The sequence below is a fragment of the Paenirhizobium naphthalenivorans genome (assembly GCF_007992095.1).
GTDB lineage: Bacteria > Pseudomonadota > Alphaproteobacteria > Rhizobiales > Rhizobiaceae > Allorhizobium > Allorhizobium naphthalenivorans.
In genome coordinates, this window is record NZ_BJZP01000004.1 from 253,454 (window position 1) to 273,919 (window position 20,466).

26 protein-coding genes are annotated in these 20,466 nt (G+C 63.8%); 9 read left to right on the forward strand and 17 right to left on the reverse strand.

The window, feature by feature from the left end; genetic code table 11:
* Positions 1 to 114: 114 nt before the first annotated feature.
* The 3 genes from RNA01_RS06345 (at position 115) to RNA01_RS06355 (ending at position 2,450) form a co-directional block, all read left to right on the forward strand.
* Positions 115 to 1,236 carry a glycoside hydrolase family 25 protein gene (locus RNA01_RS06345; RefSeq protein ID WP_147179111.1) on the forward strand — a complete coding sequence of 374 codons (1,122 nt, stop codon included), beginning with the start codon at positions 115 to 117 and terminating at the stop codon, positions 1,234 to 1,236.
* Positions 1,237 to 1,496: 260 nt separating this feature from the next.
* Positions 1,497 to 1,964, forward strand: coding sequence for a YbhB/YbcL family Raf kinase inhibitor-like protein (locus tag RNA01_RS06350; protein ID WP_147179112.1), 468 nt, complete (start codon positions 1,497 to 1,499; stop codon positions 1,962 to 1,964).
* A gap of 135 nt (positions 1,965 to 2,099) precedes the next feature.
* Positions 2,100 to 2,450, forward strand: a complete 351-nt coding sequence (locus RNA01_RS06355) for a DUF1491 family protein (RefSeq protein ID WP_147179113.1) — start codon at positions 2,100 to 2,102, stop codon at positions 2,448 to 2,450.
* A gap of 13 nt (positions 2,451 to 2,463) precedes the next feature.
* On the opposite strand, the gene RNA01_RS06360 is transcribed toward RNA01_RS06355, so the two are convergent.
* The gene (locus RNA01_RS06360; protein WP_147179114.1) at positions 2,464 to 2,880 is read right to left on the reverse strand and encodes a rhodanese-like domain-containing protein; all 417 of its coding nucleotides are present in this window, start codon (positions 2,878 to 2,880) and stop codon (positions 2,464 to 2,466) included.
* A gap of 126 nt (positions 2,881 to 3,006) precedes the next feature.
* Positions 3,007 to 4,218 carry a DUF2336 domain-containing protein gene (locus RNA01_RS06365; RefSeq protein ID WP_235916454.1) on the reverse strand — a complete coding sequence of 404 codons (1,212 nt, stop codon included), beginning with the start codon at positions 4,216 to 4,218 and terminating at the stop codon, positions 3,007 to 3,009.
* A gap of 339 nt (positions 4,219 to 4,557) precedes the next feature.
* Between RNA01_RS06365 and RNA01_RS06370 the strand changes: the two genes are divergently transcribed.
* Positions 4,558 to 4,728 carry a hypothetical protein gene (locus RNA01_RS06370; protein ID WP_235916456.1) on the forward strand — a complete coding sequence of 57 codons (171 nt, stop codon included), beginning with the start codon at positions 4,558 to 4,560 and terminating at the stop codon, positions 4,726 to 4,728.
* A 193-nt stretch (positions 4,729 to 4,921) separates the two neighbouring features.
* Here RNA01_RS06370 and RNA01_RS06375 read toward each other — a convergent pair whose 3' ends face one another.
* The 8 genes from RNA01_RS06375 to RNA01_RS24320 form a co-directional block, all read right to left on the reverse strand.
* On the reverse strand, positions 4,922 to 5,473 hold the full coding sequence (locus RNA01_RS06375) for a DUF1254 domain-containing protein (RefSeq protein WP_147179115.1): 552 nt from the start codon (positions 5,471 to 5,473) through the stop codon (positions 4,922 to 4,924).
* Positions 5,470 to 6,054 (reverse strand): DUF1214 domain-containing protein, encoded by a 585-nt coding sequence (locus tag RNA01_RS06380; RefSeq protein ID WP_147179116.1) that lies wholly within the window; start codon positions 6,052 to 6,054, stop codon positions 5,470 to 5,472. The genes RNA01_RS06375 and RNA01_RS06380 overlap by 4 nt, the downstream gene beginning before the upstream one ends.
* Before the next feature lie 131 nt (positions 6,055 to 6,185).
* A complete protein-coding gene (locus RNA01_RS06385) occupies positions 6,186 to 6,590 on the reverse strand; it encodes an OsmC family protein (protein WP_147179159.1) in 405 nt (134 codons plus the stop codon).
* Positions 6,590 to 6,826 carry a thioredoxin family protein gene (locus RNA01_RS06390; protein ID WP_147179117.1) on the reverse strand — a complete coding sequence of 79 codons (237 nt, stop codon included), beginning with the start codon at positions 6,824 to 6,826 and terminating at the stop codon, positions 6,590 to 6,592. The genes RNA01_RS06385 and RNA01_RS06390 overlap by 1 nt, the downstream gene beginning before the upstream one ends.
* Before the next feature lie 13 nt (positions 6,827 to 6,839).
* Positions 6,840 to 7,907, reverse strand: coding sequence for a permease (locus RNA01_RS06395; protein WP_147179118.1), 1,068 nt, complete (start codon positions 7,905 to 7,907; stop codon positions 6,840 to 6,842).
* The gene (locus RNA01_RS06400) at positions 7,904 to 8,230 is read right to left on the reverse strand and encodes an ArsR/SmtB family transcription factor (protein WP_147179119.1); all 327 of its coding nucleotides are present in this window, start codon (positions 8,228 to 8,230) and stop codon (positions 7,904 to 7,906) included. Before RNA01_RS06400 ends, RNA01_RS06395 begins: the two co-directional genes overlap by 4 nt.
* Positions 8,231 to 8,541: 311 nt before the next feature.
* Complete coding sequence (locus RNA01_RS06405; RefSeq protein WP_147179120.1) at positions 8,542 to 10,233, reverse strand: DUF6119 family protein; 1,692 nt, start codon at positions 10,231 to 10,233, stop codon at positions 8,542 to 8,544.
* A gap of 68 nt (positions 10,234 to 10,301) precedes the next feature.
* The gene (locus RNA01_RS24320; RefSeq protein WP_268906685.1) at positions 10,302 to 10,433 is read right to left on the reverse strand and encodes a hypothetical protein; all 132 of its coding nucleotides are present in this window, start codon (positions 10,431 to 10,433) and stop codon (positions 10,302 to 10,304) included.
* 236 nt (positions 10,434 to 10,669) lie between these two features.
* Here RNA01_RS24320 and RNA01_RS06410 point away from each other — a divergent pair, with 236 nt between their 5' ends.
* Positions 10,670 to 10,879, forward strand: a complete 210-nt coding sequence (locus tag RNA01_RS06410; RefSeq protein WP_147179121.1) for a hypothetical protein — start codon at positions 10,670 to 10,672, stop codon at positions 10,877 to 10,879.
* 48 nt (positions 10,880 to 10,927) lie between these two features.
* On the opposite strand, the gene RNA01_RS06415 is transcribed toward RNA01_RS06410, so the two are convergent.
* Together RNA01_RS06415 and RNA01_RS06420 are read right to left on the reverse strand one after the other, a co-directional pair.
* Positions 10,928 to 12,151, reverse strand: a complete 1,224-nt coding sequence (locus RNA01_RS06415; protein ID WP_147179122.1) for a GGDEF domain-containing protein — start codon at positions 12,149 to 12,151, stop codon at positions 10,928 to 10,930.
* A gap of 191 nt (positions 12,152 to 12,342) precedes the next feature.
* Positions 12,343 to 14,514, reverse strand: a complete 2,172-nt coding sequence (locus tag RNA01_RS06420; protein ID WP_174824538.1) for a transglycosylase domain-containing protein — start codon at positions 14,512 to 14,514, stop codon at positions 12,343 to 12,345.
* Between the two features lie 213 nt (positions 14,515 to 14,727).
* On the opposite strand from RNA01_RS06420, the gene RNA01_RS06425 reads away from it, so the two are divergent.
* Together RNA01_RS06425 and RNA01_RS06430 are read left to right on the forward strand one after the other, a co-directional pair.
* Entirely contained in the window at positions 14,728 to 15,198 is a 471-nt protein-coding gene (locus RNA01_RS06425; RefSeq protein ID WP_147179123.1) for a YcgN family cysteine cluster protein, read from the forward strand.
* A gap of 187 nt (positions 15,199 to 15,385) precedes the next feature.
* Complete coding sequence (locus tag RNA01_RS06430) at positions 15,386 to 16,009, forward strand: FMN-binding negative transcriptional regulator (RefSeq protein ID WP_147179124.1); 624 nt, start codon at positions 15,386 to 15,388, stop codon at positions 16,007 to 16,009.
* 103 nt (positions 16,010 to 16,112) lie between these two features.
* On the opposite strand, the gene RNA01_RS06435 is transcribed toward RNA01_RS06430, so the two are convergent.
* The 5 genes from RNA01_RS06435 to RNA01_RS06455 form a co-directional block, all read right to left on the reverse strand.
* Entirely contained in the window at positions 16,113 to 16,604 is a 492-nt protein-coding gene (locus tag RNA01_RS06435) for a DoxX family protein (RefSeq protein ID WP_147179161.1), read from the reverse strand.
* Positions 16,604 to 17,374: an HvfC/BufC N-terminal domain-containing protein gene (locus RNA01_RS06440; RefSeq protein WP_147179125.1), complete on the reverse strand. Its 771-nt coding sequence runs from the start codon at positions 17,372 to 17,374 to the stop codon at positions 16,604 to 16,606. The genes RNA01_RS06435 and RNA01_RS06440 overlap by 1 nt, the downstream gene beginning before the upstream one ends.
* Before the next feature lie 7 nt (positions 17,375 to 17,381).
* Positions 17,382 to 18,236: an MNIO family bufferin maturase gene (gene bufB / locus RNA01_RS06445; RefSeq protein WP_147179126.1), complete on the reverse strand. Its 855-nt coding sequence runs from the start codon at positions 18,234 to 18,236 to the stop codon at positions 17,382 to 17,384.
* 75 nt (positions 18,237 to 18,311) lie between these two features.
* Positions 18,312 to 18,602 carry a BufA1 family periplasmic bufferin-type metallophore gene (locus RNA01_RS06450; protein WP_147179127.1) on the reverse strand — a complete coding sequence of 97 codons (291 nt, stop codon included), beginning with the start codon at positions 18,600 to 18,602 and terminating at the stop codon, positions 18,312 to 18,314.
* A 38-nt stretch (positions 18,603 to 18,640) separates the two neighbouring features.
* The gene (locus RNA01_RS06455) at positions 18,641 to 18,913 is read right to left on the reverse strand and encodes a BufA1 family periplasmic bufferin-type metallophore (RefSeq protein ID WP_147179128.1); all 273 of its coding nucleotides are present in this window, start codon (positions 18,911 to 18,913) and stop codon (positions 18,641 to 18,643) included.
* Between the two features lie 266 nt (positions 18,914 to 19,179).
* Here RNA01_RS06455 and RNA01_RS06460 point away from each other — a divergent pair, with 266 nt between their 5' ends.
* Together RNA01_RS06460 and RNA01_RS06465 are read left to right on the forward strand one after the other, a co-directional pair.
* Complete coding sequence (locus RNA01_RS06460) at positions 19,180 to 19,695, forward strand: sigma-70 family RNA polymerase sigma factor (protein ID WP_371864052.1); 516 nt, start codon at positions 19,180 to 19,182, stop codon at positions 19,693 to 19,695.
* On the forward strand, positions 19,692 to 20,327 hold the full coding sequence (locus tag RNA01_RS06465) for an NrsF family protein (RefSeq protein ID WP_147179130.1): 636 nt from the start codon (positions 19,692 to 19,694) through the stop codon (positions 20,325 to 20,327). The genes RNA01_RS06460 and RNA01_RS06465 overlap by 4 nt, the downstream gene beginning before the upstream one ends.
* Positions 20,328 to 20,466: the final 139 nt, after the last annotated feature.

Below are 20,466 nucleotides of genomic sequence, written 5' to 3' on the forward strand. Positions count from 1 at the left end.
ATTCGTAAAGATTGAATTAAGCCTTTCGCGGTAAGCTTCCGTTAGCAATTCGTGCCGGCGGTCGTATAGCCGCGCGAGTGACGGTCATCCCTTTGTTGTGCGTACGGGTTCCAGATGCGTCTTTCAGCTTTCCCAGCTATCCTCCTTGCGGGCCTCGCCCTCTCGGGCTGCATATCCGGCTCGGATACGGAGAGTGTCCTTTCACCCGGTCCCTCCGCCGAGACGACCGGCGCGGTTGCGCAGCGCTCAGGCCCCGTTCCCGCCGCCGACATCGGGGGCGGTTCCGCGCAGTCAGCCGCCCAACCCGCGCAAGGGCTGTCGGCTCAGGCCGTTCCCCTGCCGGCCGCCTCCGTGCCGGCGGCGGGCGTCGCCGCCCCGCGGCCGAACGACGCGCCCGAGCTTGCCTGGGCCGGCAATATTCCCCAGCCGCAGGCCTTTGCCACGACCGCGATGACGGTCGGAATGCCTGTTCCCTCGGAAAAGCCGGTCGCCGCGCTCGTTGCGCCCGAACCGCCGGTGAGCACGGCGCCACAGGGCCGCTCACGGATTTACAGCCGCCAGTTCCGCGACGCCAAGCCGATCAATTTCGGCAAGTCCTCACCGAAGAAATATGCCGTCCACGGTGTCGACGTCTCGCGCTGGCAAGGCGACATCGACTGGCCGAAGCTGCGCACGCAGGGCGCCAACTTCGCCTATATCAAGGCGACCGACGGCGGCGATCATATTGATCCGATGTTCAAGACCAACTGGCGCAAGGCCAAGGAGGCCGGCATCCGGCGCGGCGCCTACCATTTCTTCTACTGGTGCCGCACAGCGGGCGAACAGGCCGACTGGTTCATTCGCAACGTGCCACGCGACCCGGACGCTCTGCCGCCGGTGATCGACGTCGAATACAACCATGAATCGAGTTGCAAGCGCCGTCTGTCGGTGGAGAAGGTGCGCGAGAAGATGCAGGTCTTCATGGACAAGCTTGAGCGTCATTACGGCAAGCGTCCGGTCATCTACACCGCGCCCGACTTCTACAAGGACAATTTGCGCAACGCCTTCCTCGACTATCCCTTCTGGCTGCGCTCGGTCGCTGCTCATCCCGCCAAGGTCTATCCCGGCCGCAAGTGGCTGTTCTGGCAATACTCCGGTTCGGGCCTGTCGCATGGCGTGAACGAGAAGATCGACCTCAACGTCTTCCGGGGCGGCGAGGCCGACTGGCACCAATGGGTGAACGCAGGGCGGAGTTGAGGGCGAGCGCCGCCAGCGCGCCGCCTTTCGTTCTGCCCCTGCTTTGCCGGAAAGGTGCCCTAGCCTGAGGCTCGGTACCGCGGCACGATACCCCTTGTCTCTCTCGATCTTGTCCAGACGGCGCGCAGAAACGGCGAGGCGCGATGGCCCCTGTCGTGATATGCTGGTGGCAATCGTGGCCGGGTCGTCCGGTCGTCTACGTTGCTGGCCGCAACGCGAGGGCACCGCGGGCCACCACCCGGACCGCAAGGAGGAGCGCCATGCCATTTTCCCTGATCAGTCCCGCCTTCGACAACCGGGCGGACGTGCCGCTGCGCTACACCTGCAGCGGTGAGAATCTCTCTCCGGCGTTCGCCTGGAGCGGGGCGCCGGACGGCACGAAAAGCTTCGCCCTGGTGTGCAGCGATCCAGACGCGCCGCTCGGCACCTTTTTCCACTGGGCCGTCTTCGACATTCCGGCCGACCGTCATGGCCTTGACGAGGCGTTGCCGCCGCAGGCGGAACTGCCCGGCGGCCTGCGCCAGGTGGAGAACAGTTTCGGCCGCCTCGGCTACGGCGGCCCGTGCCCGCCGAAGGGCCACGGGCTCCACCACTATCACTTCCGTCTCTATGCCCTCGACGCCGCCCGTCTCGCGCTTGACGAGCCCGCCCACTGTCGCGAGGTCGAGGCGGAGGCGCGGCGGCACAGTCTCGGCATGGCCGAGCTGGTGGGGCTGTTCGAGCGGTGAGGGGGAAGCGCAAACGATGACACTGGCCGATCTCCTCTGTTGCGCCAGATCATTGCCGCACCCGCTGGGGGCGATGATGGTGACAGTACCGCCCGCCCCATTTCCATCGGCCTGCCTTTCGCCTAGAGTTGCATGATGCGCGTCCGTTCAGATCTCTTTGTCGCCGTCCTTATCCGCCGTGTCTTTTCCGCGGGCGGTTTCGCCGCCGTGGAGCACAAGGGTGTGGAGGAGGCCGGCGCCATCTTCGTGCGCCAACGTTTTCGTGATGGCGCCGAGACGCTCTACGGTCCGGCACCGCAGGCACTGATGGCCGAGGAGGACCGTGACGATCGCATGTTCGAAATCCGGCTCGAGCGCGCCGAAGCCGCCGCCGTCGACGCGCTCATCGAGCGCGAGCGCAAATGGGATGCGGATCTCTGGGTGGTCGAAATCGAAATCGACGCGATCGGCGATCTCCTGTCGCTGGCGAACGAGGACAAGGTCTGAGCAGCCGGACCCATTAGTCGGTCACTGGCCGGGCGGGATGGCGGGCGTGGATTTCCTCCACGGGACCGCCGGCCGCCTTCCAGGCGGTAAAGCCGCCGGCGAGATGGCTGACACCCTCCATGCCCATGTCCTCGACCGTCTTGGCGGCGAGTGCCGAGCGCCAGCCGCTGGCGCAGAAGAAGATGAATTGCTTATCCTCGGCAAAGATCGGCTTGGCGTAGGGGCTTTCCGGGTCGACCCAGAATTCCAGCATGCCGCGCGGACAGGAAAAGGCGCCGGGAATGCTGCCTTCTCGCTCGCGCTCGCGTGGATCGCGCAGGTCGACGAAGACGATCCCGTCGCGGCCGCAAAGCGGTTTTGCCGCCTCCGCCTCGACCGCCTTGACCTGTGCGTTGGCTTCCGCCAGCAGCTCCTTGTAACCCTTCCTCATCGTCCGTCGCCTCCCGTCGTGCCGATGCTGACAGCGATCTTAGGCATAGTGTCGTGACGGTCAACCGCAGGACCGGCAACAAAAGGGCATGGTTTTGACGCCGCTGGCGCCAAGGGACGGCGCCGATCAGCCCGCGCGCTGGCGCAGGCCCTGGCGGGATTGGTCGTTTGACACAAGGCTAAGGCCGGGAGCGGACCGCGCGGCCGGTGCCCCGGCGGCTGGCGTATCGGCCGGCTGGGGCGGAGCCGCCTCCTGCGGGCGGAACGTATAGCTGTCGGCGCGTCGCCAGGTCTCGATCCGCGCTTCGCATTCGACCGGGTCGAGGCTGTTCCACAGGTGCGCGGCGCGGGTTGCGGCGGGCAAGCGCTGGCCGAGATGCGGATAGAGCCTTTCCAGCACGTAAAGCGCGTCGTCAGGCTCCATGCCGATGCCGATCAGCGTGGTCGCCAGTTGGTGACCGGACAGGTCAAGCAGGATGCGTTCGGCCAGCCAGCGGCTGGAGGAGAGGGTGTCGGCGAGCGTCGTGGCGAAGGCACCGCCCTCGCGCGTGCGGGCGAATCGCACCAGCAGCGCCGCCTGGATCGGCGTTATGGTGCGAAGACCGAGCCGGTCGGCGGACGGGCGGTTCATATGGATGGTGAGCTGGCGGATCTGGTCGCGCAACTGTTCCTCGCGCTCCGCGGCGTCGAGGCCCGGCCGTGCGGCGTCGGTTTCCGCAACCGGCGATGTCGCTGCGACAGATGATGCGGCGGGCGCCGAAGCGGGCGTTGCCGGCTTGGCGGTTTTCGTGGTCTTCCACCCGCCGATCAGCCTCTTGGCGACGCGTGTCGCGACGGGCTCCGCCTTGGCCGGGGCGACTGCGGCGGAGCTCTTGGTTTCGGTTTCTGCTTCCATGTTCTCAGCCCGCGGTGCGGTCCTTTTCGGTTCACTGTGGCGCAGCCCGACGAGGGCGTCGATCACGGTCGGCGACAGATCGGCGCGCCGGACGATGGCGCGGGCGTGGGCGCCCCCTTGCGTGCGGGCGATCATGATCAGCAGATCGTCGGTCAGGCAGGGCGAGGCGACAAGAAAGGGGGCGGCGATGGAGATCGGCTGCGAGGCGATGAACAGGGCGACGGCGCCTGGCACGTTCGGGCATTGCGACAGCGCCGCCACCGCCTGGCGCCGCGCCTCCTCGCTCGAAGCCTTGTAGAGCGGAGTGAACAGTTCGGCGAACTGCCTGAGCTCTGACTTGCCGGGAAACGGCAGGGCTTCGAAACTCGTGACCGTCGCCATCAACACAACGTCCCTTTTCCTCGCGCCCACCGGCTTCTCCAGTTCCCGAAACTGATCGATCACGACAAGATCCACATCTACGCAATACCCGTTTGATACAGGTTAGAGGGAATTTGTTAGCAACCTGTTAACTAAGGTCTGGCTCAATTGGCCTGTAGCGAAGTCTTTGCGATATGATTCGCCGACGTCGCGGATACCGCAGTTTGCGTGCCCCTGGAGGGCAGGACCCGATCCCCCTTCATGAGCGCGCAAGAGAAAGGCGCAAGATGGCTTCGGCCGGCGCCGTCCGCCCAGGTGACCCGGCGGCTCGGCGGTCGAGGATTGCGCTGGCCCTTACAGGTGAAGGGCAGGGTGAAATCGGTCGAACTTCATCCGTCTCGATTTTCAATCATGGAGACGAGCATGGCGGAAATTATCAGAATCAAGGATCGGCTGTCGCCGATTGCGCGGACGGGACGATGCGACGGAGCGGTGGCCAAGGTGCTTCTGTTCACCGGCATCCGTTACGAGCGGCGCGATCCGGCCGAGGCACGGCTTCCGGCCCTGCCGCGCCCGAAGGGCGGCAAGCGATAGGACAGCCTCGGCTGTCGGACCACGGCCCAGGGCGGTCGGTCCCGGCGTACACGTGGCGCGTGACGCGGGGGGTGGCCGCCCGTCGGTCCGGGGAGGCCCATGTGAGCGACGGGGTTGACGCTGCGGTATGCCGCGCGGCGGGAAGGCGGGCGGAAATCTGCGGGAATTGCCGGCCCTTATGGCGCGTCGGGGATCATGGCTCGCTGAGAAGCGGCGCGCAAAGCGCCTCTTCGAGGAAGCTCCGGGCCTGTTTCTCGAGGCTTCGTGCCGGCACCAGGGTGCGCAGCACGACATAACCGGTCGCGCCCCTGTGCTCGATGATGATCGATTGGGTCAATGCTGCGCCCGGCGCCTTGCGGATTTGCGCCACCTGTACCGGCGTCGCCACCAGCGCATCGAGATCGCCGGTCACCGAGGTGCGGTCGTTCATCGAGAACACCTCGTTGGAATCCTTGTCATAGACCACCATCGACCAGAAGCTCGGACCGGCGGCCGCCAGCAGCCGGAGCGGCGCGTGCGACAGGTCGAAATGGCAGACCGCCACCTTGAGGAAAGGATCGACATTGGACAGCCCGGCGGCATCCGCCTTGTCCGGCAGGCTGATGAACCGGTGTGCCGGTCCCATGGCCTTCACCCGGGTAAACGCGTCCTTGCCGGTGAAATTCGGCAGGGACAGGATGATGACGATGTGGAGGATGGCGGCGCCGATCAGCCCGGTCAGCACAGCATAGAGGAAACGGTTCATTGGCCGCACCCCAGGCTTTCCACCCTGGGCATTTCCAGCCCGATCAGCCCCGAACTGCCGGCCGCCGGCGTGTCGAGCAGGGTGAGCACCAGGGTGAACGCCCCGGTATCGGGCAGCGCCAGCCAGTTCATTGGCCGGGCGGTGGGCGAAACGGCGATCTCGAACGTGCCGTCCTGATTGCGCAGGATGGACTGCGAATGATGGGCGAAGGGCAGGTCGGCGCGCGCGGGAAGCGGCTCTCCCTCGGGATTGGCGGCATAGAGCGTCCACAGCCGCGCCGCCGGGGTGCGCCCGACGATCCGGTAGCTGCAGGTGCCGGTCAGCTGGTTGCCGTCCTCGTCGGTGGCGGCGGTGAACGTCAGCCCCTCGGCCGAACCGTAGAGCAGCCGCCCGGCCTTGGCGCGGTGCGACTTGGCGTAAGGGTCGGCATCAACCGTCTGCGCGGCGGGAAAGGCGCTCCACACGCCAAGCTTGATCGCGCCGAAACCGGACGACGCGTTGAGCGCCGAAAGCGTCGTCAAAATGCCGCCGCCAAAGGCGATGACCAGCGCGACGGCGATGAGCAGGGGAACCCGAAACACGTTATGCCTTGAACCATGATCTGACGGTCAAACGGGTAGCATTGATTCCCGGCAAGGGGAAGCGAGGGCAGGAGGCACACGTCCGGTCTCCCCTTGGTGACGGGGAGACGGCTGCCGTGCGCCGGATGCGGTCAGGTGCCTCGGCGAATGGAGCCCTCAAGCACCAGTGCCTCCGCCACGGTATTGAAGATCGTGCCGTATTTGCCCACGTTCCTGTGCAAAAGCTCCAGACGCTGCTGCGGCTCGTCGGTGTCGACGATCAATTCATAGGTGATTGAGGTGATCTTCGGCGGGCTGTCCTGCCGAACGCCGTGAAGTTTCACCACGACGCCGCGCAGATCGAACTTCAACATCGGGGTGACCCGTTCGATGCTCTTGATCATGCAGGCGGCGACCGACGCCAGCAGGAGTTCGGCCGGATTGAAGGCGTCGAGCCGGCCGGCGGGATCGGTGTCGAGCCGGATCTCGGCTTCCTTCGTCGTGGCGACACTGCCGTGGCTGTCGACGCGGCGTGCCTCGACCCTATATTCCAGCATCACGCCGCCAGCCATTTGGCCAGATCCTCGGCCTTGGGAAGACCGCCGGCATGGACGACCCTGCCGTCGATGACGATGCCGGGCGTGGATGCGATGCCGTAGCCGGCGATGGCCGCGTAATCCGTGACCTTCTCGACAGCCACCGCAATGCCCAGGCGTGCCGCCTCCGCCTTGACCATATCCTCGGTCTCCTGGCAACGCTTGCAGCCGGGGCCCAGTACTTTGATGTCTTTCATTGTCTTGATCCTTTTAAGACGAGAAGATGAGATTGAAGAGAAAACCGACGGACAGGATGCCGGTCGCCACCACACCAGCGAACACGGCGATCAGCTTGAGGCTCAAGACCTTCCGCAGAATGATCATCTCGGGCAGCGAGAGAGCGATCACGCTCATCATGAAGGCCAGCACGGTGCCCAGCGCCGCCCCTTTGCCGAGCAGGGCCTCGACAACCGGGATGATGCCCGCCGCGTTTGAATACATCGGAACGCCGAGCACGACCGCGGCGGGAACCGACCACCAGCTGTCCCGTCCCATGATCGAGGCCAGAAGGTCGGCCGGCACATAGCCGTGGATGAACGCGCCTGCGGCTATGCCGGCGATAATCCAGATCCAGACCCTGCCGACGATATCCTTGACCGCCTCGATCCCAGCCTTGATGCGGTCGACGATCGTGAGGGAGGTCAAAGGCAAGTCGGCGACGCCCGCGCGCACGTTGCGCACCCATTCCTCCAGCCAGCCCTCCAGATGCATCCGGCCGATGACCCAGCCCGAAAGGGTGGCGACACTGAGCCCGAAGACAAGATAGGTCAAAGCGACTTTCCAGCCGGCGAGCGCGAACAGAAGGCCGAGCGCGACCTCATTGATCATCGGCGCGGCGATCAGGAAGGAGAAGGTCACGCCGAGCGGCACGCCGGCCGAGACGAAACCGACGAAAAGCGGGATGGCGGAGCAGGAGCAAAAGGGGGTGAAAACACCCAGAGACGCCGCGGCGATATTGCCGACGCCCTCGCGTCGCCCCGCCAGCAGAGCGCGCGTGCGTTCAGGCGAGAAGAAACTGCGCACCATCCCCATGACAAAGACGACAAGCGTCAGCAGCATCAGCACCTTCGGCGTGTCGTAGAGAAAAAACTTCGCCGCCTCGTAGGCGTGGCTTTTGGCGTCGAGGGGAAGAATGGCGACAGCCCATTCCGAGAACGGCACAAGCCAGCCGTAGACAACGAACCAGGCGATCACGAAGGCGACCGCGCCGGCGCTCCACAGCAAGGGGTTCGGCGACTTCGATTTTGGGATCGGCGTCAGAGCGGTATCGGCGTTCATGCCGCGTCCTCCTGTGGGATCGTAAAGTCATCCGCTTGACCGGGGCGGACATCGGTGCCGTTCATGACGGCGTTCACAATGGCGTCGAGATCGGCCGACAGGGCGGCATTGCGCCTGTAGCGGACCCATCGGGCGTCGCGCCGGTCGGTGACCAGCCCGGCCTTTCGCAACATGCCCATATGCCGCGACATGTTGGGTTGCGGAATGTGCAGTTGTTCGATGAACTCGCAAAGACACATTTCGCCCCGCTCCGTGAGAAGCTTGAGCGCCCCGCGCCTCGCCGGATGGGCCAGCGCCACCAATAGGGAATCGATTTCAGCCATCAGACAATCCCGCCTGTTTCGTCGAGAGGCCCATATATCACCATCGACATATGTCGTATTTGATATGGATCAAGCGCGATGGGGCGGCGGCGAAAAGCCGGTTGGGGGGCGTGCGCCGGGCGGATGCTCAGGGGTAAAACGCAGCCGCAAGGGGGCTTTGATCTCGGCGGGGGCGGCGCTGGGGGAGGGCAGCTTCGCGCCTTCATCCCGGACGTTCAGCCCCTCCGGAGCGTCGCCCGCAAGCTGCCGTTCGATACGGTTACGGCTTGCTGCACATGTTTGCTTTGCGAAGGTGGTGGGTCCGCGCCGGCCTACGCTTCTTCAGCCGGACCGTCATCCTCGATTACCGCTTCCTCGACTGGGACTGCCGCCTTGCCCTTCTTCTTACGGGTCTTCTTCTTTCCTCCATCCGGATCCGAGACGTCAGCAACAAATTCACACCTTCGAGCGACGCCCATTCTCTTCAAGGTCTTCATGGCGCGGGCGAGACTAAGCCTTGAAAACAGGGGGAAATTTTCAGATAGATGCTTGGCGTCTTTGTGTGTGATTACGGCGTAGCGCACCAAAATATTTCCAGCCTCGACGGCCTTGATTAGTGAATCCGTCTTCTCATCTGTGAATAAACCCTTCAACAGCATGCGGAGGCGTTCTACACTGGCAGGGTCATCGCGCAGAGTCTCAACCGAGTTTACCGCCTGGTTGAAGAGGTGGCTAAGTTCTTTCGAACTAGTCGATATTTTCACATGGACAAAGACTGCCTGACCATCTTCTAGAGAAATTAAGTCGGAGGGTTCAATCTGCTTCTGGCCCGGGGGCGCTATGTTTTTCTTATCGAGATTGCCGTAGCCAAGGCCTGACCTTTCAACAGCGATATTGTATGCGTCTTCTCTTCCGTGATTATAGTCTGGGAGGTCCGGCGTAGCCCGCAATAATGGATCAAGGTATGTATTCAGGCGTTCGACCAATGTGGCGTCGAACTTATACCACACGCCCTCGTCTAGATGGTAGATCGCGGGGTCTCCATTGAGTTTCGTGTCAAATACGAGACATCTATATATTGAGAATGGCTTCACTTGGTTTTCATCGTCATCTAGTGCCACCAATCGGTACCGCTCGAGCGATGCTACGTTTATGTCGTTCAGGTCAACTTTCGAGTTTTCCAGATATTCGTAGTAGCGCCCTATGAAGATATCTTGATACACTTTGCCGGCGCCAGCGCCCGAAAGAGTGAATTGTGAGATCCTGCTGTAGTCTACGATCTCAGGAATGGTCAGGGTGACGTCATTGCTCTTTGCACGAATGCTCGCAACGAGGTTATCGTTGAGAGATGCAATCGTTGTAGGATCCCGAACCGGTTCAATATTCCGAATATCGGGAAAGATTGTCTCATAATCCTTAGATGCGTAGAGTTCGAGCAACTTCTCGCAAAGTTCCGGAAGTTTGCTGGACGCTCGCTTCGTGCTCAGGCGCAAATTGCTCGTACCTGTCGGGTGCTTGAAGAGGTCCTCCAGCTCTGGCTTGACCTTTCCCGTCAAGCTTCTGAGGATAGAGCTGTCCTGGTCAAAGTCGAATAACGTTAGATCTGACTCATTTGGAAGCTGCGTCCGGCGCCGTCTAGATGCGCCCGGTTCCAGAGTATCTGTACTCTTCAGCTTCTCACGGTCGATTGAATTGAGTGTGACACGTAATCCAAAGTCATAGACATAGGCGTCGTTTCGAAGATTATGCTGAACATGGCCAAAGCAAAGCGCGAAATGGCGATTTTTTACAGGCACAACTATTACAGCGCCCTTGCTTACCTGAGGGAGCTTGCCACCTACTTGAAAGTAGCTTTTCCACCATGGCTCGCTTTCCTTGGTGTCCAACACAAATAGCGTCGCCCCCTCAGGCAGGTTCTTTGCTGTGAAGGTGCCAGAAAGCTTGTGCTCATCCGTGAGGCAATTGGTGGCATCTACCCCGTCGCGAAGTAAGAACACCGTGAAGTTTCGCGCCTTGTCTGCCATCGCCACCCCATTAGAGCATCAGGGGACTCTTTATACATCAATAAGTAGAGAAGCCAAAGACAAATCCCCTAACGTCCCACTAGCCTCTCCGCTTCATCCATGATGTCCTCCATCAGCACCTGGTCGAAATGCTGCCATCGTCGGTTCATTGAGGTGAAGCATTCACAATAGAAGTGGCTACGGTCAGCGAAAATGGTCATTGGTTCGGCTCCGATTGCGTGGCAGCTCGGGGCCCGAAGCGGAGGCGATGGTTGCCTGGCACAATGTCCGCATGGCCCAGTAAGATTCCTGAACCTGCCAGTCCATTTCCGGCCCCAAATCGGTCATTCATCGCCATCCTTGGCGTCCACCTCCACCCCACCCTCGAAATCGTGATTTAGCATATCCTCAAGAACGCGTTATTCTCCAGCCTGTGAAGTCAACGGAGGAATGAGCCATGAAGACTCTTGTCTTGATTGCCGCCGTGTTGTCGCTGTCGGCGGGGGCCGCCTTTGGCGAATGTGGTTCTCACCAGACCAGTGCGTCCGCCGATGTCGACCGGTCGATGACGACGGCGAGTGTTGCTGTGGATCAGCCGGGGCCCGCCGATGTCGTGCTGCTCAAGCAATCGCGCCTGCCGGAGCGGGACGCGGTCAGCACCGAATAGGCAGGAAAAACGCCATCCGGGGGCCTTTAAGCACCGGAGATGCGGATGTCAGGCGGCTTCGTCCTTGGCCGGGAGGACGCTGTGGCGTTCGGCGAACCGCCAGCCGTTGCGGCCCGCCGCCTTGACCGCATAGAGCGCCTCGTCGGCCGTCTCGACCAGATGGGCGAAGGCCGCGTCGGTGGCGATCGAGCCGCAGGCGGCGCCGATGCTGACGGTGATATGGCTGTTGCGGTCGCCGGTGTGGTCATGGCGGATGGCAAGGGCCGAGACGGCGTGGCGCAGCCGCTCCGCCAGAATGGCGGTGCGCGTGGCCTCCGAGCCCGGCAGAACGGCGAGGAATTCCTCGCCGCCGAGGCGGGCGAGGTGGATGGTTGCCGGCAGCTCGCGCCGCATGGCCTCGGCCACCTGTTTCAGACATTCGTCGCCGGCGCCGTGGCCATAGCTGTCGTTGAACGCCTTGAAATGGTCGATGTCGACCATCAGCACGGCGCTGTTGTGCAAGTCGTGCGCTTTCAGCACCCGGCGCATGCGGGTGATCTCCGTCTCCGTGCCGCGCCGGTTGGGCAGCTGCGTCAGCGGGTCGGTGGCCGACAGCCGCACAAGCGCGTCGTTCTGGCGCGACAGCTCGCGCTTCAGCGTGTCGTTCTCGTGCAATTGCAAAAAGGCGCGCCGCCGCTCGGCCTCGATCTGGTGGGCCGCCACCAGCGTCAGCACGAAGGTCGGGACATAGAGCGCCAGATGATAGGCGATATAGCCGGGCGTGGCGCCCGCCAGGAAGCCGATGAAGGCATAGTTGATCACCGCCGTGGCCAGGCTCGCCTTGAACGCCAGGTCGAGGCTCGGGCGAAGCGCGATCGTCACCACCATCTGGAACACCACCGCGGCATAGAAGTAATCCAGCGCCGCTGGGCTGTGGCTGAAGACGAGCACGAGACACCAGACGAGATTGCCGGCCATCGATACGGCGAGCGTGGCGATTTCCTGGGTGCGGATCGACCGCGAGGGAACCGCCTGGAAGCGGACAAGCACCAGCGCCAGCGGCAGGATCAGGCCAAAACGAAGGCCGAGCGACAGCCAGACCACACCGGGCAGGATCATCGTGTCGACGGCGGCGTAAAGCAGGTAGAGGGCCGCAAGCGTGACGGTCAGGCCCGACAGGATGCGGCGGCGGTCGGCCGTATGGCCGCGCTCGTAGGTCGCGGCCTGTTCTTCCGTCAGGTGCGGCAGCGCGGCAAGGCCGAGCCAGTGGTCCATACTGCGTGCGATGCTCATCCAGGCCTGTTACATGACGAGAGTTGAAGCTGCGGCCATAGAGTCGCGGCGCTTAAGTACCCCTTAAAATATGCGGGTTTTTGCTCCTTGCCCATGCTGACTGGCCGGCACGGTTAACCGGGGGTAAATGCACGGTTCCCCAGAGCGTCCACAGTCCGTCCCAAGTCTCACCTCAAGACCGGTGCGTGGCCTCAGTCGATGCTGGCCACCTTGCCTGGGTCGAGCGAAAGCGGCTTGGCTTCCTTGAGCTTCCGGCCGATGTCGCGGATCATCCGGGTCGTCTCGGACGACAGCGAACGCGGCCGCACCATCGGCGGCAGCGCCTCGCCGCCGGCCGCAGGCTTTGCGGCGGCGATCGCCTTCTGCGCCTCGGGATTGGGAGTTTCCACGCCGGGAATGGCCCTGAGGTCTATACCCTGATGGGCATAGTCCATCAGCGTCTTGAAGGTCATCGCCGGCAGCGAGCCGCCCGTCATGTTGTTGGTCGAGGTATAGTCGTCATTGCCGAACCAGACGGCGGCGGCGTAATTGCCGGTGAAGCCGCAGAACCAGGCGTCGCGATAGCCCTGCGTCGTGCCGGTCTTGCCGCCGGTCAGCACGCCGTTGACCGCCGCGCGCCGCCCGGTGCCGACATAAGGCACGCGGGTCAGCATCTGGTTCATGTAGGCGGCGGCCGTTTCCGACAGCACACGGGTCGCCGGCGGCGCGTCGCGGGCGAAATCATAAAGCACGTCGCCATCGTAGTTCATGATCTGCGCGATCCCGTGGCGGCGCGACTGGTAGCCGCCGGTGGGGAAGACGGCGTAGGCCGTCGCCTGATCGAGCACGGTGACTTCCGACGTGCCGATCGGAATGGTCACGTCCTTGCGGATCGGTGTCTCGACGCCGAACTTCTTCGCCTCGGCGATGATCTGGTCGATCGCGCCCGGGCCGAGCTTTTCCTTGGCGAGGCGGACCGGAATGGTGTTGATCGATTTCGCCAGCGCCGTCTTGATGTCGATCCGGCCGGCATAGGAGTTGCCGTAATTGTGCGGGCTCCAGTTGCCCCAGGAGATCGGCGCGTCGGTGATCGGCGAATCGGGGGTCAGGCCCTTCTCCATCGCCAGCGAATAGGTGTAGATCTTGAACGAGGATCCCGGCTGGCGAAGCGCGCGCGAGGCGCGGTTGAACTGGCTTTCGCCGTAGTCACGACCGCCGACCATGGCCCGCACCGCACCGCCGTTCTCGATCAGCACCAGCGCCGCCTGCTTGACGTTATAGCGCTCGCCATATTCGCGCAGGCTCGCCGCCACCGCCGCCTCGGCCGCCTTTTGCAGGCCGGTATCGATCGTGGTGCGCACCACCAGCGTATGGTTCTTGAACTTGCCGGCGATCCTCTGCACCTCGTCGAAGGCCCAGTCGAGGAAATAGTCCGGCGCCTCGGCCTCGTCGCGGTCGATGACGCTGGCCGGATTGCGCCGGGCGGCGATCACCTGGCCCTCGGTCATCAGCCCGCCCTGCACCATGTTGGACAAGACGACATTGGCGCGCGCCCGCGCCGCCGGCAGGTTGACATGCGGGGCATATTTGGCCGGCGCCTTGAACAGGCCGGCGAGCATGGCCGATTCCGCCAGATTGACCTCGGTCAGCGGCTTGCCGAAATAGAACTGCGAGGCCGCCGCCGCGCCGAACGTGCCGCCGCCCATGTAGGCGCGGTCGAGATAGAGCGAGAGGATTTCCTTTTTCGTCAGATTAGCCTCGAGCCACAGAGCCAGAAAGGCCTCCTTGATCTTGCGCTCGATCGAGCGCTCGTTGGTCAGGAAGAGGTTCTTGGCCAGCTGCTGGGTCAGCGTCGAGCCGCCCTGCACGACGCCGCCGGCCTTGGCGTTTTCGCTCATGGCGCGGGCGAGCCCGAGGAAGTCGATGCCGAAATGCTCGAAGAAGCGCCGGTCCTCGGTCGCCAGAACCGCCTTGATCAGGTGGTCCGGCAGCTCGTCGATCGGCACGGAATTCTCGTGGATGATGCCGCGATGGCCGATCTGGTTGCCGTAGCGGTCGAGAAAGGTGACGGCGAAGTCGTCGTGATTGCGCCAGTCCTTCTTGGTTTCCTCGAAGGCGGGCATGGCCAGCGCCAGCATCAGCACGGCGCCGGCGGTGCCGAGCGTCATGCCTTCGCCGAGAATCTCGAAGAACAGTTTCTTCCAGCCATGCACGCGAAACCGGCGGAAGAAGATGGTGATCTCCTCCCAGGCTTCCGACAGCTCGAAACCGGCATTCCACATCGAGGAATCGATCCAGCTGTCGACGCGCAGCAGGATGTGGCGCTTGAGACGCGGCTTCCTGTCTTCCGGCTTTCCGTCTTCCGGTTCGCGATCCTCGGCCACTTCCAAACAATCCCTGCAAAAGAGACGGGCACCTCGCCCTTGACGTGCGTGCCGGCAGGGCTCAAGAGCAAGCCTTGCGCCGGCAAAACGGCATTTGTCTCGATTTGCTGATAGATTGTCGATTTGCCGACAAAGGACAAGAAAAAAGCGAGGCGGCGCCCTTTATCGGGCATGGCCTTTGGCCAGGGCCCGGCGGGCAGCCGGTGATGACGGATGAACGATTTACCCTACTGGAAGACCAAGACGCTGGCCGAAATGAGCAACCCCGAGTGGGAGGGCCTGTGCGACGGCTGCGGCCTGTGTTGTCTCAACAAGCTCGAGGACTGGGACACCGGCGATGTGGTGTTCACCTCGGTCGCCTGTCGTCTGCTCGACGGTCAGAGCTGTCGCTGCAAGGACTACGAGAACCGCCAGGCAACCGTGCCGGACTGCATCCAGCTGACCGTCGAGGGCGTCGACGAGATCTCCTGGCTGCCGCCGACCTGCGCCTATCGTCTGGTCGGTGAGGGGCGCGATCTCTACTGGTGGCACTATCTGGTCTCCGGCGACCGTGAGACCGTGCACGAGGCCGGAATCTCGGCGCGCGGCCGGACGATCTCCGAAGACGAGGTCGACGTCGACGACTTCGAGGATTACGTGGTCGACTGGCCGCTGACGGTGGGGAACGAGGCGGAGCAGGGCTGATCGTCTGCCCTGTCGGAAGGGGTGCCCGCACAGGACGGGGCAAGAGTGTGCCGCGACGCTATCTATTGGCCGCTGATTGCGGATGACGATTGGTCCGGCGCTATTCCGCCGAACTGGACCTATCGGGACGGCGCGTCGTCGCTTACCGGATGAGCCATCCTTCGCTTCTTCGCAAGAGAGACAAGCCATGTACAGCCCGCCCGCCTTCTCCGTCTCCGATGCCGAGGAGATCCGTGCCATCGTGCACGCCTGCCGGCTCGCCACCTTTGTCACCGCCACCGACCAGGGGCCGCTTGTCACACCTTTGCCGATGATCTTCGATGAGCACGAGGGGCCGCACGGCACGCTCTATGGTCATATGGCCCGCGCCAATCCGCAATGGCAGGTGCCCACGATCGGCGACAGCCTTGCTCTCTTTTCCGGGCCGGATGCCTATGTGTCGCCGTCCTGGTATGCCGCCAAAGCCGAGCACGGCAAGGTCGTGCCGACATGGAACTATGTCGCCGTCGAGGCGCGCGGCCCGGTCGAATTCTTCGATGATCCCACCCGCCTGCGCGATTGCGTCACCCGCCTGACAGAGCGGCACGAGGGGCAGCGAGCGGCGCCCTGGGCGGTGTCCGACGCACCGGAAGCCTTCATCGCCGCCCACCTTCGCGGCATCGTCGGCCTGCGCATACCGATCACGGCGGTCATCGGCAAGAAGAAGCTCAGTCAGAACCGCCCGGAAGCGGACCGCGCCGGAGTGAAAACCGGACTCGCCGCAAGCGCAGATCCGATGGACCGCATCGTCGGCGCCCTTATTCCAGAGTGAACGGGCCAGAGTGAACCGTGGTCAGCGCGCCAGGGCTTTCGGCGGTTTGGCCCTGTGCGGCTTGAGTTGGCCAACATTCCTCCGTGGTGGTCTCCACCATCCCTCAACGTCGGCCAAATACGCCGGCGAGCCAGTGGTCGAGCGAGGCGCGGCCCGGTCCGCGGGCGAGGATAAGGAGCAGGCATGCGGCCCAGGTGCCATGGGTCGGCCAGGCACCGGGATAGACGAAGATCTGAATCACCAGCGTCATCATCAAAAGGGCGAGCGCGGAAAGCCGGCTGGCAAGGCCGACCACCAGCAGCATGGGAAAGAAATGTTCGGCGAAAGCCGCCAGATGGGCGCCGAGCCAGGGTGAAATGAAAGGCAGGCGGTATTCGTTCTCGAACAGGTAAATCGCGCTGTCCGAGACCCGCCAGCCATCGAGTTTGGTCTGGCCCGACTGCCAGAACACGCCGGCGATCGACAGACGCGCGATGAGCGCGATCAGATCGTGCGGTATGCGCTCGGCAAGGGCGATGGTGTCGCCGATCCGATGCAGCGTCGGGTGTTGTGCCGCAGGTGTCAGCGCGGTTTTTTGAGCGAGATCGTGGGACATCATGTTTCCTCCCTGAATGCGAGCTGGATAAAGGCGCCGGTGGTGATGAGGCCGGCGAGACTGGCGGAAAGGTCGAAGCCCGGCGTTTCCGCGTGGGCGCGTTCCGCCGCTGCGGCAAGCGTTTGCCCGCCCGCGAGCGTCTCGAAGAAGGTCGCGCCGCCCGGCGGCAGGCGATGGACCTCCACCGTCATGCGCGGGCGCACGACAACCGCATCCTCGCCGACCCATGGAGAGATCGACGCAAGCGGGATCTCGCCGGCATTCATCGCCCAGATGGTGGCGACCGGATGGGGCGAGCGCAGGACGGCCAGCGACGGATGCGGTTCAAGCACCAGATCCGCCAGTCGCTCGGGTGGAATCTGGGCGAGATCGGCGGCGTCGAGCGGTTCGGCATCGGTTGCGTGATAGGCATGGCTGCGCGCCGCCTCCAGCCTTAAGACGTCTGGCAGATAGGCAAGTCCGGCCGCCGGCTCGAAGTCTGCGACGAAATCGGCGAAATCGTCGCCGTAGGTCAGCAAAAGCGGCGAGCGCGGCGGGTGGAGCGTGATGAAGGCCTGCGCCATGGCGGTGAAGAACTCATGGCCGACGATCGCTTCCGTCGCCGGAAAGCGCGCGGCGAGTGCGCCGGTCAGTCCGACGCGGACATTGTTGCGATAAACGCCGAAGCGGCGCTCGGGACGGCGGCCGGTCCAGGCGGCAAGCCCCTCCGGCACGGGCCGGGAGAGGTCGGCAAGGGCGGCGGCGAAATCGGACTGCGGAACGGTTGTCATGATCGGCTCACGCCGCCCGGCTGCGGGCACAGGCGACCAGCAGCGTTTCCGCCGCTCGCGCCTCGTCGAGCAGCACCGGCCAGTCCGGCACGTCGTTGTCCCATTCGATCAGGGTGGCGACCGGACCTGTGCGGGTGAGCACATCCTCGTAGAGCGCCCAGACAGGGTCCTTGACCGGCGTGTCGTGGCTGTCGATCAAAAGGGTTTCGCCGGTATCGTCGACCGTTTCCGAATGGCCGCTCAGGTGGATTTCGCGCACATCGGCGAGCGGGAAACGGGCGAGATAGGCGCGCGGGTCGAGATTGTGGTTGGTCGCGGCGACGAAGACATTATTGACGTCGAGCAGCAGGCCGCAGCCGGTCCGGCGCGCCAGTTCGCCGAGGAATTCGGTCTCCTCGATCGTGCTTTCCGCGAAGGTGAGATAGGTCGCCGGGTTTTCCAGCAGCATCTGCCTTTGCAAGACGTCCTGAACCCTATCGATATGCTCGGCGACACGCGCCAGCGTCGCTTCGGTATAGGGCAGAGGCAGGAGGTCGTTGAGGAAGACCTCGCCATGGCTCGACCAGGCGAGATGTTCGGAAAAGCTCTCCGGCTCGTAGCGGTCGCAGAGGGTTTTCAGGCGGGCAAGGTGGTCGCGGTCGAGCGGCTGCATCGTGCCGATCGACAGGCCGACGCCATGGATCGAGAGCGCATAGTCCTGCCTGAGCCGCGCAAGCTTCGCATGCGGCGGGCCACCGGCGCCCATGTAGTTTTCCGCATGAACCTCGAAGAAGCCGAGCGGCTGGGGGCAAGCGTCGATCGCGGCGAAATGCTCGGGCTTGAAGCCGACGCCGGCGCGGGACGGAAGCTTGGACGGTTTCATTGGGCTTTCTCCGATTGGACAGGGGGAGGGCGCGGCGCGGAAGACCCGCGCCGCAGCTTTTGGTTCAAGGCTGGCTCAGACCGGTGCGGGACCCTGCTCCAGCGTGCCGTGACCGCCGTCGGGCGTCATCATCGTCATACAGCTGCCGGCGGGCACGAGCTTCCAGGCGTTCTTCTGATAGTCGATCTTCGAGGTTCCGGCGCAGGTGGTGCCGGGACCGGCGGCGCAGTCGTTCTGCCCCTTGAGCGCCACGCCGTAGCATTTCTCCTTGGTCGCATCCTCGGCGGAGGCGGCGCCGGGCAGGGCGGCGGCAAGGGTGAGTGCTGCGGCGAGCGAGGCGGCGAGTGTGTAGGTTGTTTTGGTCATGTCTTGTCCTTTTGCGATGATGGCGGATATTGTGACGATCAGGCCGGGGTCAGCGAGCCGTGGCTGCCATCCGGTGCCATCATCGTCGCGCAGGTGCCGGTGGGAACGAGCTTGAAGGACTGCTTGTCGTAGTCCATCGTCGAATGGCCGGCGCAATCATGGGCGCCGGCGGCGCAATCGTTCTGGCCCTTCATGGCGATGCCGTAGCACTTTTCCTTGCCGGCATCCTGGGCGGCGGCGGGGACGGCGATGGAGGCGAGGGCGGTTGCGAGCGAGCCGGCAAGCGCCAGAGTGACAAATCCGTTTTTCATGGTTAGTTCTCCCTTGGAGTGACAAGCCGGAATTGGCCTGGACACTGGGAGCTACGGGGGCGGCTGGGGAAACGTTACGCCGAGGTTTGTCGGTTTTCTCCGCCTCTCTGCGGGCCGGTTCTGGTTTCAGGCGGAAAAACCAGAACGATTTCCGAGGTTTGGCTGACGTTACAAGATCTATGGAATGTGCCGGTAACAAAAACGTGTGAGCCAACGTAGAGGTTGATGTGGGGCAGGCAGAGCGCGAGAGCGAATGGGCGGAATGGATGCGCAGCGCCCTCGATGGCGATGCGCAGGCCTATCAGCGCTTTCTCGTCGCTGTGACGCCGCATCTGCGCGCCATGGCCAGACGCCGCTGTGAGCAGTATGGCGCGCCGGCCGGCGAGGCCGAGGACATTGTGCAGGAGGTGTTGCTCGCGGTCCACCTGAAGCGCGGCAGCTGGGACCCGGCGCGACCGATCGGCCCCTGGCTCTCGACCATCGTGCGCCACAAGCTGATCGACAGCCTCAGGCGCCGGGGTCGCCATGTCAACGTGCCGATCGAGGACGTGATCGAGACGCTCGAAGCCACCGAGCGGACCGATGCGACCGACCGGATGGACGCGGAAACCGTGCTTGCGCGGTTGAAAGATCCGCAGCGCGACATCGTCCGCTCCATTTCTCTCGAGGGGGCCGGGGTGCGCGAGACGGCGGAGCGACTGAAGATGAGCGAAGGTGCGGTCCGGGTGGCGCTGCATCGGGCGTTGAAATCCCTCGCCGCCCTTTATCGGAGTGAGACGTGAAGACGGACGACCTGATCAGGCTGCTATCGCAAGACGCGCCGGTGCGCATGCGCCTCGGACGGATGCTGGCGCTTGCCGTCGTCGCCGGTGTCGCGGTGTCGGCCGCGCTGCTGCTGTCGACAGTCGGGTTGCGCGACGATCTCGAAAGCGCCATCGAGACCGCGCGGGTCGCCTTCAAAATCGGCATGACGCTTGTGCTTGCCATTGCGGCCGTCGGCCTAGTCTCGCGGATTGGCAGGCCGGGTGTGCCGCTGCGGCCTTGGGCGCTTACGCTTCTCTTGCCGCTTGCGCTGATGGTCGTGGCCGTCGGAGTTGAGCTTGTGGTTGTGCCGAAGGATGCCTGGGCGGCAAAGCTCATTGGCCAGAATGCCGCTTTCTGCCTGTTCTTCATTCCTCTGCTGTCGCTTGCGCCGCTTACGGGCTTCCTCGCGGCGCTACGCAACGGCGCGCCGGACAATCCCGGCCTAGCCGGTGCCGCCGCCGGCCTTGCCGCCGGCGCGATCGGGGCTGCGCTCTATGCCTGGCACTGCCCGGACGACAGCCCGCTTTTCGGTGCCGCTTGGTATACTCTGGCAATCCTGCTGGTCATTGCCGCCGGCTATGCCGTCGGTCGCCGCCTTCTGCGCTGGTAGCGGGCGAGGGAGAATTCTGATCGGTCGCTTTTTTGCGCCGGTCTGCCATGGTTCTCTGTACCCTTGGCGACCGGGGGCTTGAACATATCGTCCCCGCTGCGGAGGCCTGTCCGTCAGCCGATCCCCGGAATGATCCTGC